18 protein-coding genes and 1 other annotated feature are annotated in these 17,166 nt (G+C 36.2%); all 18 genes read right to left on the bottom strand.

Going from position 1 to position 17,166, the window contains the following annotated elements:
- Positions 1–19: 19 nt before the first annotated feature.
- The 18 genes from JFU20_RS23000 to murB all read right to left on the bottom strand — a co-directional run bounded on the left by JFU20_RS23000 (position 20) and on the right by murB (position 17,159).
- Positions 20–928 (bottom strand): RluA family pseudouridine synthase, encoded by a 909-nt coding sequence (locus tag JFU20_RS23000; protein ID WP_002033761.1) that lies wholly within the window; start codon positions 926–928, stop codon positions 20–22.
- Positions 929–932: 4 nt separating this feature from the next.
- The gene (gene lspA, locus JFU20_RS22995) at positions 933–1,391 is read right to left on the bottom strand and encodes a lipoprotein signal peptidase LspA (RefSeq protein WP_002128849.1); all 459 of its coding nucleotides are present in this window, start codon (positions 1,389–1,391) and stop codon (positions 933–935) included.
- 125 nt (positions 1,392–1,516) lie between these two features.
- Entirely contained in the window at positions 1,517–1,846 is a 330-nt protein-coding gene (locus JFU20_RS22990) for a TraR/DksA C4-type zinc finger protein (RefSeq protein WP_002014715.1), read from the bottom strand.
- 158 nt (positions 1,847–2,004) lie between these two features.
- Positions 2,005–4,770 (bottom strand): isoleucine--tRNA ligase, encoded by a 2,766-nt coding sequence (gene ileS2 / locus JFU20_RS22985; RefSeq protein WP_002014716.1) that lies wholly within the window; start codon positions 4,768–4,770, stop codon positions 2,005–2,007.
- Between the two features lie 72 nt (positions 4,771–4,842).
- Positions 4,843–5,067: a binding site (T-box leader), on the bottom strand.
- A 51-nt stretch (positions 5,068–5,118) separates the two neighbouring features.
- The gene (gene divIVA, locus JFU20_RS22980; RefSeq protein WP_001131609.1) at positions 5,119–5,625 is read right to left on the bottom strand and encodes a septum site-determining protein DivIVA; all 507 of its coding nucleotides are present in this window, start codon (positions 5,623–5,625) and stop codon (positions 5,119–5,121) included.
- An 89-nt stretch (positions 5,626–5,714) separates the two neighbouring features.
- Entirely contained in the window at positions 5,715–6,482 is a 768-nt protein-coding gene (locus tag JFU20_RS22975) for a YlmH family RNA-binding protein (RefSeq protein WP_002165150.1), read from the bottom strand.
- Positions 6,483–6,497: 15 nt separating this feature from the next.
- On the bottom strand, positions 6,498–6,761 hold the full coding sequence (locus JFU20_RS22970; protein WP_002014720.1) for a YggT family protein: 264 nt from the start codon (positions 6,759–6,761) through the stop codon (positions 6,498–6,500).
- A 6-nt stretch (positions 6,762–6,767) separates the two neighbouring features.
- Positions 6,768–7,238: a cell division protein SepF gene (locus tag JFU20_RS22965; protein WP_002014721.1), complete on the bottom strand. Its 471-nt coding sequence runs from the start codon at positions 7,236–7,238 to the stop codon at positions 6,768–6,770.
- 19 nt (positions 7,239–7,257) lie between these two features.
- The gene (locus tag JFU20_RS22960) at positions 7,258–7,932 is read right to left on the bottom strand and encodes a YggS family pyridoxal phosphate-dependent enzyme (protein ID WP_002165149.1); all 675 of its coding nucleotides are present in this window, start codon (positions 7,930–7,932) and stop codon (positions 7,258–7,260) included.
- 5 nt (positions 7,933–7,937) lie between these two features.
- A complete protein-coding gene (gene pgeF / locus JFU20_RS22955; protein WP_002014723.1) occupies positions 7,938–8,747 on the bottom strand; it encodes a peptidoglycan editing factor PgeF in 810 nt (269 codons plus the stop codon).
- A gap of 117 nt (positions 8,748–8,864) precedes the next feature.
- A complete protein-coding gene (locus tag JFU20_RS22950; RefSeq protein WP_012261605.1) occupies positions 8,865–9,143 on the bottom strand; it encodes a YlmC/YmxH family sporulation protein in 279 nt (92 codons plus the stop codon).
- 293 nt (positions 9,144–9,436) lie between these two features.
- Complete coding sequence (sigG, locus tag JFU20_RS22945; protein ID WP_002014725.1) at positions 9,437–10,216, bottom strand: RNA polymerase sporulation sigma factor SigG; 780 nt, start codon at positions 10,214–10,216, stop codon at positions 9,437–9,439.
- 157 nt (positions 10,217–10,373) lie between these two features.
- A complete protein-coding gene (gene sigE / locus JFU20_RS22940) occupies positions 10,374–11,093 on the bottom strand; it encodes an RNA polymerase sporulation sigma factor SigE (RefSeq protein ID WP_002128857.1) in 720 nt (239 codons plus the stop codon).
- 19 nt (positions 11,094–11,112) lie between these two features.
- Positions 11,113–12,030, bottom strand: coding sequence for a sigma-E processing peptidase SpoIIGA (gene spoIIGA, locus JFU20_RS22935; protein WP_002165147.1), 918 nt, complete (start codon positions 12,028–12,030; stop codon positions 11,113–11,115).
- A 457-nt stretch (positions 12,031–12,487) separates the two neighbouring features.
- Positions 12,488–13,642 (bottom strand): cell division protein FtsZ, encoded by a 1,155-nt coding sequence (gene ftsZ, locus JFU20_RS22930; protein ID WP_002014730.1) that lies wholly within the window; start codon positions 13,640–13,642, stop codon positions 12,488–12,490.
- A gap of 39 nt (positions 13,643–13,681) precedes the next feature.
- Entirely contained in the window at positions 13,682–14,983 is a 1,302-nt protein-coding gene (gene ftsA, locus JFU20_RS22925; RefSeq protein ID WP_002014731.1) for a cell division protein FtsA, read from the bottom strand.
- 401 nt (positions 14,984–15,384) lie between these two features.
- A complete protein-coding gene (gene divIB / locus JFU20_RS22920) occupies positions 15,385–16,155 on the bottom strand; it encodes a cell division protein DivIB (protein ID WP_002014733.1) in 771 nt (256 codons plus the stop codon).
- 98 nt (positions 16,156–16,253) lie between these two features.
- Entirely contained in the window at positions 16,254–17,159 is a 906-nt protein-coding gene (murB, locus tag JFU20_RS22915; protein ID WP_002014734.1) for a UDP-N-acetylmuramate dehydrogenase, read from the bottom strand.
- Positions 17,160–17,166: the final 7 nt, after the last annotated feature.

Below are 17,166 nucleotides of genomic sequence, written 5' to 3'. Positions count from 1 at the left end.
TTCTTATGATTTGTCAATACTATTTCCGTAAAATATTTAGCGCTTCTTCAAACACTTCTGGAATCGGTGCCTCAAACTCAATATATTCACCAGTACGAGGGTGATCGAAACCTAAAATCCCTGCATGAAGTGCTTGTCCATTCATATCTAATGTTTTCTTCGGACCATACTTTGGATCCCCTGCAAGTGGATAACCAATATATTTCATATGAACACGAATTTGGTGTGTACGTCCCGTTTCTAAGCGGCATTCTACAAGTGTGAAATCCTTAAATCGCTCTAACACTTGGAAATGTGTAACTGCATTCTTACCATTTTCATCAACAGTCATACTTTGACGTTCTTTTTTATCACGACCAATTGGAGCGTCAATTATTCCTTTATCATGTGGAATTACACCATGTACAATCGCTTTATAACGTCTTGTTACCGTTTTTGCTACAAGTTGATTTACAAGTGATTCATGCGCCATATCATTTTTAGCAACCATTAATAATCCAGATGTATCCTTATCAATACGGTGTACTATACCAGGACGCATTACACCGTTAATACCTGATAGGTCTGTACAATGATGCATAAGTCCGTTTACAAGCGTACCCTTCGTATGCCCTGGTGCTGGATGTACTACCATGCCACGCGGCTTATTTACAACTAGTACATCGGCATCTTCATAATAAACTTCTAAATTCATATCTTCCGGTTGAATATCTAACTCTTCTGGCTCGGGAATTGTTACTGTAATTTCATCATTTCCTTTTACTTTATAATTCCCTTTAACTGATTTCCCATTTACTGTCACAACAGCATCTTTAATCCATTGCTGCACTTGTGAACGTGACCATTCACTGTTTATTTCTGCAACGAATTTATCAATTCGCTCGCTTTTTTGTTCTTCTGCAACTGTTACTTGTACTACTTCACTCATTCAATTACTCCTTCGCTTTCTTTCCTTCTAATACTGTTTGAATAATAATTAATACAACTCCAATACATAATGCTGAGTCAGCTATATTGAATACCGGATAGTTGTACGAGAAAATATACACGTGAATGAAATCCACTACTTCTTGTCTAAATACACGATCAATAAAATTGCCAATTGCTCCGCCTAAAATTAGACCTAATGAAATACCTAGAAGCTTGTCCGTTTTCGCATATTTTTTCATATAAAATACGATAAATGCTACGAAAATGACTGTAATAATGTAGAAAAACCACATTTTATTTTCTAAAATACCCCAGGCAGCTCCTCTATTTCGATGAGATGTTATGTATAATACATTATCGATAATCGGAATGCTCGTACCCAATTCCATGTTCTTTACAATTAGCCACTTCGATATTTGATCGATGGCAATGACAAATAACGCTATTACATAATATATCATTTTCATTTCCCCCACAAAGACAGTGTACCTCAAAATTTTAGCATAGCTGCTACCTTTTCACAATGAACCTTTGTAGAAGAATAAAATAAATTAAAAAAAGGTAACATAATATCGTTGTGCGTATTTCATACATTTACCTTTTCATAGAAAAATTCATGAATAGTACGAGCAGTCGGCATTGTTTTCATTTGTTTTGTAGAAATCGCTCTTCCAGTTTCTTCACAAATACCGTACATATCTATTTCCATTTTAAACAATGCACGTTCTACATCTTTTAAATCCTCTTTTATATCATGTAATAGCAATTTTTTCTTTGTCTCTTCCTTTATTTCGTATCCAAGTTCTTGCCCAAATTCCATATAGTATGTGTGCATTACTTCTTTCGCCAATCTATCTTGCAACTCTTTTCTCATCAATTGCAATTCTTCTTTTATTTCCATATAAATTTCATTCACGTGTACATTCCTCCCAGCTGCAATGTACAATTAGTGTGTCCGAAATTTCCACGCTTACCTCACACACATTTTTCCTTCATAGGAAAGAGAGTGAAAGTTATTTCGATATATCATCAACAAAAAACTGACTGCTATTATGAGCAGTCAGCTTTTTTTCATTATTTTACATAATTTTCTTTAACAACCGTTGCACAACGCTCACATAAAGTTTCATGTTCTGCATCTTTACCAATTGTTTCTGAAACAACCCAACAACGTTCACACGTCTCACCTGTCGCCTGTGCTACAACTACAGCTGTATGCTCATACTTTGGTGCTTCTGTTGGCGCTTCTTCAATTGTACCACCAAGTTTATACTCAGAGACGATGAATAATTGCTTTAAGTCTTCGCTAATAGACTCTAACATAGCCTTCATTTCTGCAGTCGGATATAGCGTAATGCTCGCATTTAATGACTTACCAATTACTTTCTCATTACGAGCTACTTCTAACGCTTTTAAAACGTCATCACGTAATGTCATAAATGCATCCCATTTTGCTCTTAACGCTTCTGAACCCTCTACTTCTGTAGCTTCTGGCATATTAGTTAACTGTACGCTTTCTTCTTCTGCACCAGGAACATATGGCCATACTTCATCAGCTGTATGAGGTAAGATTGGCGTTACAAGTTTCGTTAATGCAACAAGAACATCATATAATACAGTTTGAATTGCACGGCGATCCGCGTGATCTGCACCTTCAATGTATAAAATGTCTTTTGCAAAGTCTAAGTAGAATGAACTTAGATCAATTGTACAGAAGTTGTGAATTGCATGATATACAGCAGCAAAGTCATATGTTTCATATGCATCTTTTACTTTTGTAATTAAGTCATTTAACTTCACTAACATGTAACGATCTACTTCACGAAGTTCAGCTACCGCTACTGTATTTTCACTTGGATTAAAATTATCTAAGTTTCCTAATAAGAAACGGAATGTGTTACGGATTTTACGATACACTTCTGCTACTTGTTTTAAAATATCATCTGAAATACGTACATCAGATTGATAGTCAACAGAAGATACCCATAAGCGTAAAATGTCTCCGCCTAATTGATCCATAATTTTCTTCGGTACGACGATGTTTCCAATCGACTTACTCATTTTACGTCCTTCACCATCTAATACGAAACCATGGCTTAGTACGCCTTTATATGGAGCTTTACCAGTTACAGCAACTGCTGTTGATAATGAAGAGTTAAACCAACCACGATACTGGTCAGATCCTTCTAAATATAAATCAGCTGGACGTTGTAAGTCTTCGCGCTCTTCTAATACCGCTTGGTGAGAAGAACCTGAATCGAACCATACATCCATGATGTCTGTTTCTTTACGGAATTCACCATTTGGGCTACCTGTATGTGTAAATCCTTCTGGTAATAAATCTTTCGCTTCACGCTCGAACCATACGTTAGAACCGTGCTCACGGAATAAATCTGCTACATGATTAATTGTTTCATCTGTAATAATTGGATCACCATTTTCTGCATAGAATACAGGAATTGGCACACCCCATGCACGCTGACGAGAAATACACCAGTCACCACGGTCACGAACCATATTATGAAGACGAGTTTCTCCCCATGCTGGTACCCATTTTGTTTCCGCAACAGCTTCTAATAATTCTTTACGGAACGCTTCAATAGATGCAAACCACTGCGCTGTCGCACGGAAAATAATTGGTTTTTTCGTTCTCCAATCATGTGGGTATGAATGCGTAATGAATGTTAGTTTCAGTAACGCGCCTACTTCTTCTAATTTTTCTGTAATTGGCTTGTTAGCTTTATCATAGAATAAGCCTTCAAATCCAGGTGCCTCATTTGTTAATACACCTTTATCATCAACTGGGCAAAGTACTTCTAATCCATACTTTTTACCAACAACGAAGTCATCTTCCCCGTGTCCTGGTGCTGTATGAACACAACCTGTACCTGCATCTGTTGTTACGTGCTCTCCTAGCATAACTAATGAGTCACGATCGTAGAATGGATGTTTTGCAACTGTATACTCAAGTTCGCTACCTTTTACCGTTTTCACAACTTCAGCATTTTCCCACTCTAACGTTTTTGCAACTGTCTCAAATAGTTCAGAAGCAATAATATATTTCTCATCATTTACTTTCACAATAGCATATTCAAGTTCTGGATGAACAGAAATACCTAGGTTAGCAGGTAATGTCCAAGGTGTTGTTGTCCAAATAATGTATTTCTCATCACCTTCTAATACGTTCTTTCCATCTTTTACAGGGAATGCTACGTAAATAGATGCTGATTTTTTATCTTGATATTCAATTTCAGCTTCTGCTAAAGCTGATTCACTTGTTGGAGACCAGTAAACTGGTTTTTGTCCTTTATAGATATAACCTTTTTTCGCCATGTCACCAAACACTTTAATTTGTTGTGCTTCATAAGCTGGCTCTAAAGTAATATATGGATTATCCCAATCTGCACGTACACCCAAACGCTTAAATTGTTCACGTTGACGTTCTACTTGCTCATATGCATACTCTGCACATAACTTACGGAACTCAGCAACTGTCATTTCTTTACGCTTTACACCTTTATTTGTTAAAGCTTGCTCAATTGGTAAACCGTGTGTATCCCAACCTGGTACATATGGTGCACAGTATCCAGTCATTGATTTAAAACGAACAATAAAGTCTTTTAACACTTTATTTAGTGCGTGTCCCATATGGATGTCACCATTTGCATATGGAGGTCCATCATGTAGTACAAATAAAGGACGGCCTTTCGTATGTTCTTGTACCTTTTCATAAATATTCATTTCAGCCCATTTTTCTTGCATTGCAGGCTCACGTTTCGGTAAATTCCCACGCATCGGGAATTCTGTTTTTGGCATTAGTAATGTATTTTTGTACTCCATGCTCAATTCCTCCTTAAATATATAAACGACAGACCTTAAAAAAGGGAATAAAAAAGAGACCTCTCATCCCCAAAAAGGGACGAGAAAGTCTCCCGCGGTACCACCCTAGTAGACCATATACAAATGCATAAGGTCCTCTTTATATTCTTAACGCGAATATACGCCTACGCTTACTAAATTTGTTCAGCGCGGAACTCCAGGGTGATATTCCCATTATCTCCTTATCCTGAGCTTACACCATCCTCAGTTCGCTATATAAGGTATGAAAAAGGTACTTATCCCTATCTTCGTTTTTCTTAATAAATATGCTGTTTAAAATTATATGTAATAATGAGAAAAACGTCAAGCTTACACTGTTTCTTCTTTTTTCAACAGTTCGTCCACTTCGTCTTCTAATTCAATTAGTTTATCCCAATCATCGTTGTTTAACATTTCAAGTTGTGTTTCTAATAACATACGGAAACGAGTTCGGAATACTTTCGCTTGTTTCTTCAACTCTTCAATATCAAAAGCAACTTTTCTTGATTTCACTAACGCTTCATTAATGATACGATCTGCATTTTTTTCTGCTTCACGTACAATTAATTTTGCTTCTTTTTGTGCATTACGCTTCACTTCTTCAGCAGCTTCTTGTGCGACAATGATAGATTTGTTCAGCGTATCTTCAATATTAGAAAAATGATCTAACTTTCCTTCTAATTGTGCAACCTTTTCTTCTAAAGCTTTTTTCTCACGAATGACTAATTCATAATCTTTGATGATTTGATCAAGAAACTCATTTACTTGATCTTCATCGTAGCCACGAAACCCGCGACCAAATTCTTTGTTATGAATATCTAATGGTGTTAACGGCACAACGCCACCTCCAAGTAGTTATCTAAATTTCCTCTTTCAATTATATCTTTTCTTCGACAAAATAAGAGAATTTCCTTCTAAAAAACCAATCATTTTAGTATACCATACAAAACTCTCCATTTGTCGCGCTTCGTTTTACCTTCTACAGAAAATAATTTACTTCGTCCATACCCTCTAACCGAGAAAACATCCCCCGGAAAACATTCATACGAAGTTTGCTCTACTGTTTTCCAATTGACTTTTACTAAGCCACCTTTTATAAGAGGCTGTACCTTCTGCCTAGATATATGTAGCATTTCAGCTAATAAAACATCTAGACGAAGTGACGAAACAGTCCCAGATTTTTCTCCCCATTTTTCACCTACACGCAAAATTTTCTCTACTTGTATAGGAGAGAGTGTGACTTTCATTTTCCCTATTGATTGTAAGTTCATTTCAATATACGATACAACTTCTTTGGCAACTGCAATTTGGGCACGATCTTCTTGAAGCAAAATATCACCACATTTTTCCCTTGTTAAACCAAGCGACATGAATGCACCTAATATTTGCCTATGTTCTAGCGTAAAAAACTTGGAAGGATAGTCAATTTCTAATACTTCTACTTGAAATTCCTCTTCATTTAATTCTAGATAATCTGGATAAATTAGTGCTCTTTTCCGTTCGGCTTCAGGCATCGCACCACCAAACCGTACAGCTACATCTCCTTGCCCTATTACCATAGAAACAATTTGTTGCTGTCTTGGATCAAGAAAATCTGTTAACTTGACTTGATGATACTCAGCAGCCTGTTTCCACTCTAATACTTTATCCACAAAGACCTCTTCATCAGGTCTAAAATGCTCATAGATGCTCATGTATTTAACCTCACACTATAAAAAATAGTTGAATAAACTCACTAAACCACCTCTAGCAAGTTTCAAGGCAACAATAGCAACAAGTGGAGAAATATCAATCATACCAAATGGTGGAATAAACCTCCTAAACGGCTCTAAATACGGTTCGCAAATACGCGCAAGAAAATCTCCAAAAGCCGATTCCTTTGCGCCAGGAAACCATGATAGGAGAATGTAAATAATTAGTGCCCACGAGTAAATCTCGATAGCAGTAAGTAACACTGTTAAAACTGTTGTCATGGCGTATTACCACCTCTTTATATTTGTCTCTTCTTCTTCACCGAATAACTCTGAAATCGCACCAACGATATCAACATTTTCAGGTGTACACATAAATGTTTTCGGGCCTATTTTTTGAATATCCCCGCCTATAGCGTATACAGTACCACTTAAAAAGTCAACGATACGTACAGCTTGATCTGTAGACATTCTTTGCAAATTAATTACAACAGCTCGTCTACCTTTTAAGTGATCCGAAATGCCTTGCGCTTCCGAATATGTACGTGGTTCTAGTAAAACAACTTTTGAAGATTGCTTCGCTGTTTCAATACTCACTACATTTTGCTTCGGTTGCACTTTCGCAAACGGAACATCTTGTTGTTCTGGGGGATCTTGTTGCTTTTTCATGTCTGTTTGCTCCTTTTCATAACTATATTGAGCTGCTTCTTTTTCTTCCGGTGTGTCAAAAAAGAAGTATTTTACTTTTGACCAACTCATAATAACTTTCTCCTTCCTCCTACGCTTTTCCTACTAAAACCGTTCCCAAACGAATATATGTAGCGCCTTCCTCAATTGCAATCGTGTAATCATTTGACATTCCCATTGATAATTCTTTACATGGTGCATGTAATAATTCTAGCTCCTGCACCTCTGTCTGTAGCATGCGCAATTCCTTAAAGCAGCGACGAATCTCTTCCTCTTCTCCTGTAAACGGAGCCATTGTCATTAATCCTACCACTTCAATCTTATCCAATTCTTGCAAACTTTGAATAAAAGAAATTGTTTCTTCTATCGCCAATCCTTGCTTTGATTCTTCAGATGATGTTTTCACTTGAATAAAGCATTTAACTTTCTTATCAGCACGTTTTTGAATTTCTTTTGCAAGCGAAAGACGATCTAATGAATGTAAATAATCAATCTCATTAATGATTTCTTTTACTTTTCTCGTTTGCAATGATCCAATAAAATGCCAATTCACTTTTGAACCGAAATGCTCGTATTTTTGTAAGAAACCTTCATTTCTATTTTCACCTAAATCAATAATTCCTGTTTCAATTACTTCGCTTGTTTTTTCAATCCCTACAGTTTTTGTAACTGCAACGAGCTTAATATCTTTCATCGAACGTCCAGCTCGTACGCAAGATTCTTTAATTGCTTCGTTTACATCGACTAAATTCCCTTGCACTGTCACTTGCTTCACTCCTCCTTAAAACCTATGAAACTCAACATTCTCCCCGTCTTACCTTGATCACGACGATGAGAGAAAAATAATTGTTCTTCACAGCTTGTACAAAGAGATGACATTACAATATGTTCTTCTTTTATGCCTGCTTGTACACATAATATACGATTAACTTCTTTTAAATTAATTGCATACTGACCATCAGAAATTACTTTATGAGGAACAGATCCGTTTACTACTTGCTGTGCTGCTGTTAATACACGATCATCAACAACATAACAACATGATCCGATTGCAGGACCAATTGCGACATGAATTTCATCACTTGAAACACCTTCTGCATTCCACTTTTGAATCATTTCTTTCGCAATCTCTGTTACAGTCCCTTTCCACCCAGCATGCGCAAGTCCTATCATATCATGTGATGGTGCATAAAAATAGAGCGGAACACAGTCAGCGTAACAAGATGTTAAGAGAACATCTTTGTTAGTCGTATAAATGCCATCCGTTTTTGGAATACCATCTTCATATGAATAAACGCCTTTCCCTTTTTCTTGCAGTCCTACTTTCTCAACATGATGGTCATGAACTTGTTCAGAGCAAATCCATTTTTCTAATGGTTTTTGTAACTTATTCGCTAAAATGCGTCTGTTTTCATGAACATTCTCCACGATATCATTCACATGTAATCCTAAATTCATCGCATGAAAGGAGCCTGTACTTACTCCACCATCTTTTGTCGTAAATCCAGCAGTAATGTTTCCAAGTTCTTTCCACCCTTGTATATACAGTATACCGTCCACATATTTAAATGGTTCTCTCATAAAGCGGCTCCTTTTAATTAAAATAACAGAAAAAAGTATGGTACTTCCTGTCTATTTTACCATACTTTTATTTTTTCATAATGACAACAGAAAAAAAAGAGGAATTTGTAATATTCTTTATGAAATTGTCGGTGTTTGTATTGATTCTGTTACAGAATTAACATGATCTACTTTTACAAGTATGACATCTTCTCCAATTTTCATAATTTGCTCCCAAGGAATCACAAATTCTACTTCCTTCCCAAAGAGTCCAAGCATTCGTGCCTGCTTAGAAATAATAACCGCCCTAATCTTTCCTGTGTCTATATCAATATCAATATCTCCAATATTCCCAAGCCTCTTTCCATCTGAAACATTTACAACATCCTTCATTTGAAACTCCGAAATCCGTATCATATTCATCCTCTCCCTTATATCATGAATCGTAAGTACGCTCTCAAATAAAGTGAAACCTTAATCAGTGGGATTATCCCCATCCCTACTGATTATTAACCCATGCCAATCGGACTTTTACGGGCAGTCCCGCTTCCATCTAACTTTTTACTTCAGCCTAATTTCGAAGCGAATAAACAGTATATAACCGCTACTAATAGAACATCCATTTTATTTTCATTATATGAACCTACCCAATCTACTATGAGCGCAAAATATTATATATAAAAAAGACCTCACCATAACTGGTGAGGACCTTATCCTTGAATCGTCTTATTCATTTGCTTAATAGCAGACTTCTCCAAACGTGATACTTGCGCTTGAGAAATCCCAATTTCTTCGGCAACTTCCATCTGTGTCTTTCCTTGAAAGAAACGTTTTCGAATAATCATTTTTTCACGATCATTTAAACGCTTCATTCCTTCTTTCAACGCCAGTTCTTCAACCCACTGCTCGTCCTTTTGTTTTTCATCCTTTAATTGATCCATAACAAAGATAGGATCTCCTCCATCGTTATAAATCGGTTCAAATAATGAAACCGGATCTTGAATCGCATCTAGTGCAAAAACAATCTCTTCATGTGTCACTTCAAGAACTTTCGCAATATCCATTGCTGTTGGTTCTTTTGAATTTTCAGCAATCAATTTTTCTCTTACTTGCAACGCTTTATACGCAATATCTCGTAATGAGCGAGATACACGAATTGGATTGTTATCACGCAAATATCTGCGTATTTCTCCAATAATCATCGGCACAGCATACGTTGAAAACTTTACATTTTGGCCTAAATCAAAGTTATCAATGGATTTCATAAGTCCAATGCAACCAACTTGAAATAAATCATCAACATATTCTCCTCTGTTATTAAATCTTTGGATGACGCTCAGTACAAGACGTAAGTTTCCATTCACTAATTTCTCTCTGGCGCTTATCTCTCCACTTTGCATTTCACGAAATAATTTACGCATCTCTTCATTTTTTAGTACTGGAAGTTTAGCTGTATCAACACCGCAAATTTCTACTTTGTTTCTCGTCAAAGTGTTCCCTCCTATCGGGAGTTGCTGTACAGTGTAAAGTATTTCCTTTGAAGGGGATTTTATGCATACGGTTTTTCCATCATTTTTCACAAATATCATATTTCCTAATGCACAAAAAAAGAATAAGACCAGTCTAGATACCGACTGGTCTTATTCTTCACACCATTTTATTAAATTCTTTTCGTAATCTTTTTATAATTCTTTTTTCCAAACGAGAAATATAAGACTGTGAAATTCCAAGCATATCAGCCACATCTTTTTGTGTCTTCTCTTCGCCACCAGCGAGTCCAAACCGAAGCTCCATAATTTGTTTTTCACGGTCATTTAATTGATGCAATGCTTTCATTAAAAGATGACGATCTACAGTAGCTTCTAAATCTTTTGTAATAATGTCATCATCTGTACCTAAAACATCTGATAGTAACAGTTCATTTCCGTCCCAATCAATGTTAAGCGGTTCATCAAAAGAAACTTCCGAACGATTTTTATTATTTCGACGCAAATGCATTAAAATTTCATTTTCTATACAACGAGATGCATATGTTGCTAATTTAATTTTCTTTTCTGGATTAAATGTATTCACTGCCTTAATAAGACCAATTGTTCCTATACTAATCAAATCCTCAATATTGATCCCTGTATTTTCAAATTTTCTTGCTATATATACAACAAGCCTTAGGTTACGTTCAATAAGCATCGACCTCGCAGCTTGATCTCCATTTGGTAATTTATTCAAAAGAACTGCCTCTTCTTCTTTCGTTAACGGCGGTGGCAACGCTTCACTTCCACCAATATAATAAATTTCATCGGTCTTAATTCCTAATTTCAGCAATACTTTATACCAAAGGTATACCAAATAAAATTTAAATTTCACCATATTATCCCGCCTCTCATAATTAAGCAATTACCATCTTTTGCGAAATCAACATTTTCGGATGTACAATGCATTGATACTCTCCATTAGTAGATAATTGTTGTGTATTTAATCCAATCAATACTTTGTTTACAACAACCGAACTACCTTCATGATAAACTCGCACACAATCTGGCTTAATTGCCCATAAAAATTGATTCTCTACTCCTACTGCTCGGAAAGGAATTAAACGTAGTTTCGTCGCCCATCCAGAATCATTTTCTGGTATTTGAGGAATTTCTGTTTTGGAATAAATTTGTTCTGTTAACCAAGCTGGCAAACAATGTTCTAATGATGAAATATGCATAATCATAACGGGTGTTTTCGTTAACGGGTCATAAAGTTGGTTCCCACTATCAATTAGACCTGCTAATTCTAGTTCCTCTCCAGCTAATTGAATTTCCACTTTCACGATTTGATCATAGTGTATCTTTGTGACCTCTACGCTTTCTATACGCTTTTTAGAAAAATAATAAATTACTGGAAAACCAAAAATAACAAATACCCAACTAATTGGATCACCGTAAGAAACTGATTTAGATTGAACTAATCCATTTACCATTTCGTTCGTTTGCAAAAAGTAATGCGTTCCAATTAATCCTCCACCAACCATAAAGGTTACAAAATAGAAAGTAAAAACAGTTTGTGTATAATTTCTAAATGTCGAAAACCCAAATGCTGTATACACAATAAGTAACGAGTACAATAGTTTCATAATTGGATGTGTCATCATAGAAGCAAAAGGCGTAAAGGCGAAAATAACAATAGTTGAACCTATAAATGCCCCTAACACAAGCCTCCATCTTTTGATTCTCTTTTTTAACACGGTGGCTGTTAATAAAAGTAAAAGAAAATCAATGCAGGCGTTTAACAACCAAACGATGTCGGCGTAAACAACCAAACAATTCACCTCTTTTTTTAAGTTGAGACTAGTATAATGCATATCCAATAGGAAAGTGTGTCAATTGGTGGAGGGATTTTTTTGTTATTTTGTGATTTCTAGACATAATCTGTCGGTAAAAAATAAAAGTGTATTTTTCATAGAATAATATAAATTTTTTACTTGTATACATAATAATTGAATTATATATATACAAAGTTTATCTTGCTATTTGCGGGCAGTAAGACCCTGCCTCAAAATTCAGCTATAAAAAAGTACAGAAGTTAAGTGGGCGTCGGGCTAACAATCATTTTTGGATGAACACCCCCGACTAATTAAAGTTTCAATTTATTTATCACAGCTTATGGTTTAAAAATAGGACTGGGCTCTCCATATGCAAAATAATAAAAAAAGATCTGCTTAGCAGATCTTTTCCATTTAGACAACAAAAAAAAGGAGCATGAAAGCTCCTTTTCTTTTATCTTCTACGACGGTTACGTAAGAATGCTGGAATATCGATGTCATCTGAATCAGTATGACGATCATGCACAACCGGCTCTTCACGTTTCATTTCACGCTTAACTTCACGTTGTTTTGAAGGTTGAGCTACTGGTTGTTGTTGCTGTTGCGTGTGATTCGCAGTCGGACGGATAATTGGTTTTGGTGGTTGTGTCGAAGCACTATCATCAAAACCAGTTGCAATTACAGTGACAACGATATCATCTTTTAATCCTTCATTAATAACAGAACCGAAGATCATATTTACTTCTGGATCCGAAGCTGAAGCTACAATGTCTGCTGCTTCTTGTACTTCATATAAACTTAAGTTTGCGCCGCCCGTAATGTTCATAATAACACCTTGAGCTCCATCAATAGATGTTTCTAGTAATGGACTAGAAATCGCTTTTTTCGCAGCTTCAGCAGCACGATTTTCACCATTACCAGAACCGATACCCATTAAAGCAGAACCTCTATTAGACATAATTGTTTTTACGTCTGCAAAGTCTAAGTTAATTAGACCTGGTGTAGCAATTAAATCAGAAATACCTTGAACACCTTGACGTAATACGTTATCTGCTTCACGGAACGCTTCTAACATTGGCGTATTTTTATCAACAATCTCTAATAAGCGATCATTTGGAATTACGATAAGTGTATCTACATTTTCTTTAAATGACGCAATACCAGATGCAGCTTGAGTTGCACGCTTACGCCCTTCAAATGTAAATGGACGTGTTACAACACCAACTGTTAACGCGCCTAGTTCTTTTGCAACTTGAGCAACAACTGGAGCTGCACCAGTTCCAGTTCCGCCGCCCATACCAGCAGTTACGAAGACCATATCCGCGCCACGAAGCGCTTCTTGAATCTGTTCTTTACTTTCTTCTGCAGCTTTTTTCCCTACTTCAGGGTTTGCGCCTGCACCAAGTCCACGCGTTAATTTTCCACCAATTTGCATTTTCGTTTCAGCTTTTGATAGATTTAATGCTTGTGCATCAGTATTCACAGCGATAAAGTCTACACCTTGTACACCGTGTTCAATCATACGGTTTACAGCATTGTTTCCGCCACCGCCGACACCGATAACTTTTATATTCGCTAATTGATCTTGAGTAGTATCAAACTCTAACATGTCGAAATCCCCCTAGAACCTCATTTTTCGTGTCCAATTTTAATCCCATAAATAACGGAATGCACGTTTTACTTTTGACATCATGCGGTCATCATTTTGATTAGTATTGTTTTGATTACGAGTTTTTTGTTTCGCAGGTTGCTGTTGTACCGGCATTGGTGCTGGTACTGGTTCAAAATGTTCTTGCTTTTCCTGCACATTTTTCCCACGTAATTTAGCTTTTTGATAAGAATGTTTAATTAATCCAACTCCACTTGTATATTGAGGCTCACGAACACCAATATAATCAGGAGTTGCTATACGAACATTTTCATGTAAAATATCGTATGCAAGATCAAGAACACCTGGCATAGAAGCTATCCCACCAGTTAGTACATATCCAGAAGCAGCTTGCTTTACTCCTAACTTATGCACTTCATCTTGAACAAACATTAAAATTTCCTCTACACGAGCCTCTATTATATCCGATAATTCCAACTGAGAATATTGTTCTGTTTGATCGCTTCCCATAATAGGAACCGTAAACATCTCTTCTTCAGATGCTGTATCATAAAAAGCATGTCCATATTTCAGCTTAATTTGATCTGCATTTTCTGTTGAAGTTTTCAGCCCAATCGCTATATCCTTCGTTATATGATCTCCACCTAATGGCAATACGCTCGTTGCTTGCAACTCTCCATCTTTAAAAATAGATAAGGTTGTAGATCCTCCACCCATATCAACAAGGGCTACCCCTCTATTTCTTTCATCCGAAGATAACGCAACTGTCGCTGCCGCTAAAGGTTGCAGACAAATATCAACAATTTCAAGACCTGCTTTTTCTACACAACGAAGTAGGTTATGTAGTAAAGTTCTCGAGCCTGTAATAAGTGTACCTTCCATTTCTAATCTTACACCGATCATCCCGCGTGGATCGTTAATCTCGTCAAGACCGTCTACAATGAACTGTCGAGGTACCACATCAATAAATTCACGTTCAGGAGCAATTGACACAACTTGCGCTGCATCTAGAACGCGTAAGACATCTTCATTCCCGATTTCACGATCTTCATTTGAAACAGCGACTACTCCGTGACACGGGAGCAACTGTACCTGGTTTGCATTGACACCTACTACAACTTGCTCAATGTGGATACCCACCATGCGCTCAGCTTGTTCAATTGCTTTTTTAATTGATCGAACAGTTTCATCTATATCAACTATCGATCCCTTTTTCAAACCATTTGATTTTACGTTTCCAACACCAATAATGTTTAAGCTATCATTAACCATTTCACCAATGATGACTTTAACATTGGATGTACCGATGTCAAGACTAACATATATTTCATTGCTGTTCATTCTTTGGCACCTCCTTCTTTATTTATACCATACAACTCAATATATGGAACAACAATCGCAACTTTACTATTTATAAGAAAAATATTCAACGTCTTTGTACGTTTCCCTTTTTTAACCCTATATTTTTCTTATTTTTATTTAACATTCATTTAAGAATATCGCAGTAACCTGTGAATAACTGCTCTATCTTGAAATAATTATATTTCAAGTGTAAAGATTACCGCCAAGTATAAGTCTACACTAAGATGTACTTGTAGAAAAGTGAAACTTGTACCAATCCTAGTATGAATCTAAGAAAATTTACATTTTTTTCATCAAATTAAGCATTCTTGCAAATTAGCATCCATATAAAAGAACGTTTGTTTCATTTCATACGTAATAACGCAGTAAAAACTATCATTCTATTCTTTCTTTTCTTCAGCACCTAGTTCCTTCGTATATGCACCCACTTCTAAGTCAATTAAAACCTTCTTACCAGGTTCAATTGTTTTTAAAATAAGTGGATAAGCTTCCATTCGCTTTGCGAAATTTTGAATAGTGGTGCTCACTTCATATCCTTCATTCATATATAAAGTAAGATGATCTTCATTTGCGTTCGTTGGTGTATAACGAATTTCAGAAATAGACCTTAAAATAGTTGGCGTTAATTTTTCTAGTTCTGCAATTAATTCCTTCATTTTTTCCTCTTTAAATGGTTCAAAAATTGGTGCTGCAACTGGAAGCTTTCCGTTCGGAAGTACATCGAGTGTTTTCCCATTTTCTAATAACGGTTGTAATTTCCCATCTTTGTTTATATAGCCAATTGTTAAATATTCTTCGATATGAACATCAATTTTGTTTGGGAAACGTTTTTTTACATTTACCTCTTTAATTTCTTTTCGTTTCGTTAAGTTTTCTTCTGCTTTATGTGCTGTTACTCGGAAATAACTCGTATCATATGTCACACCTGATTCCTTCATAACTTGTTCATCTGTCATATAATGATTTCCAAAGACACTTATCTTTTTTATATTACTAAGCGGAGACCGAAAATAAATTAAAAAGAGTACTAATAAAAATAAAATCGATATGTATAAAATTAACCGATGATTAACAGGTTTCTTATTTTTTTTATTTTGATTCTTTAATTTTGGTACACGATCTTGTAGTTTAATCACTTTACTATTTTTCATGTACGATCCCCCTATGTAACATAAAGAACGGCATGTTCCTCATGCCGTTCTTATCTTCTTATTATAACATAAATGATAATGAGCGGAACGAACAACCGTTATCTTCCAATTATTTCTACTTCTGTATGCATATCAACACCAAATTTATCTTTAATTGTACGCTTTACCAATGCGATTAAGTCTAATACATCTTGCGCTGAGGCCACACCAGTATTAACAATAAAATTCCCATGCATTTCAGAAATTTGAGCTCCACCTATTGTATAACCACGAAGCCCTGATTTTTCTATTAAATCTCCTGCAAAATAGGGGACTGGATTTCGAAATATACTTCCTGCACAAGGGTGATTCCAAGGCTGCGTTTCACGGCGATACTCTTTATTCTTTTGCATGCTTCTTACAATTCCCTCGCGTTCGCCTACCTCCAATTGGAATTCAGCTTCCAAAACAATACCAGGGCGTTTCATTTGCAATACAGATGTGCGATAAGAAAAGCCCATTTCGGTATTCGTCAACCAATTAATTGTTCCATTGTCAAACAAAATACGAGCTTTCGTTAATACACTCGATATGTCGGACTTATGAGCGCCTGCATTCATATACACTGCACCGCCAACACTTCCTGGAATACCACTTGCAAATTCCAGGCCCGCTAATCCCTGTCGACTAAGTAAAGTTGACAATTTAATAAGGGGATATCCAGCACCGACTCTTACTCTATGTTTTTCGACTTCTAAATGGTCTAATCCTTCTCCTAAACGAATAACCACACCTTCTATACCTTGATCAGATACGAGAAGATTTGAACCACGACCAATTGCAGTCCACCCTGTCTTGTACTTCTTTACTAACTCTAGAGTCTTCTCAATACCAGCAACATGCTTTGGTACAATTAAAATATCAGCTGGTCCGCCTATTTTCATAGTCGTGTAACGCGCTAACGGTTCATTAACTAACACGCGACCAACATTTGCTTCTAAAAGCTCTTTTACTAATTGTTCCATAGACAAT

Origin of the sequence: Bacillus sp. TH30 (assembly GCF_016650875.1) — a bacterium.
GTDB classification, from domain to species: Bacteria; Bacillota; Bacilli; order Bacillales; family Bacillaceae_G; genus Bacillus_A; species Bacillus_A mycoides.
Note: the sequence above shows the minus strand (reverse complement) of the source record. Positions and strands in the feature narration are given on the sequence as shown.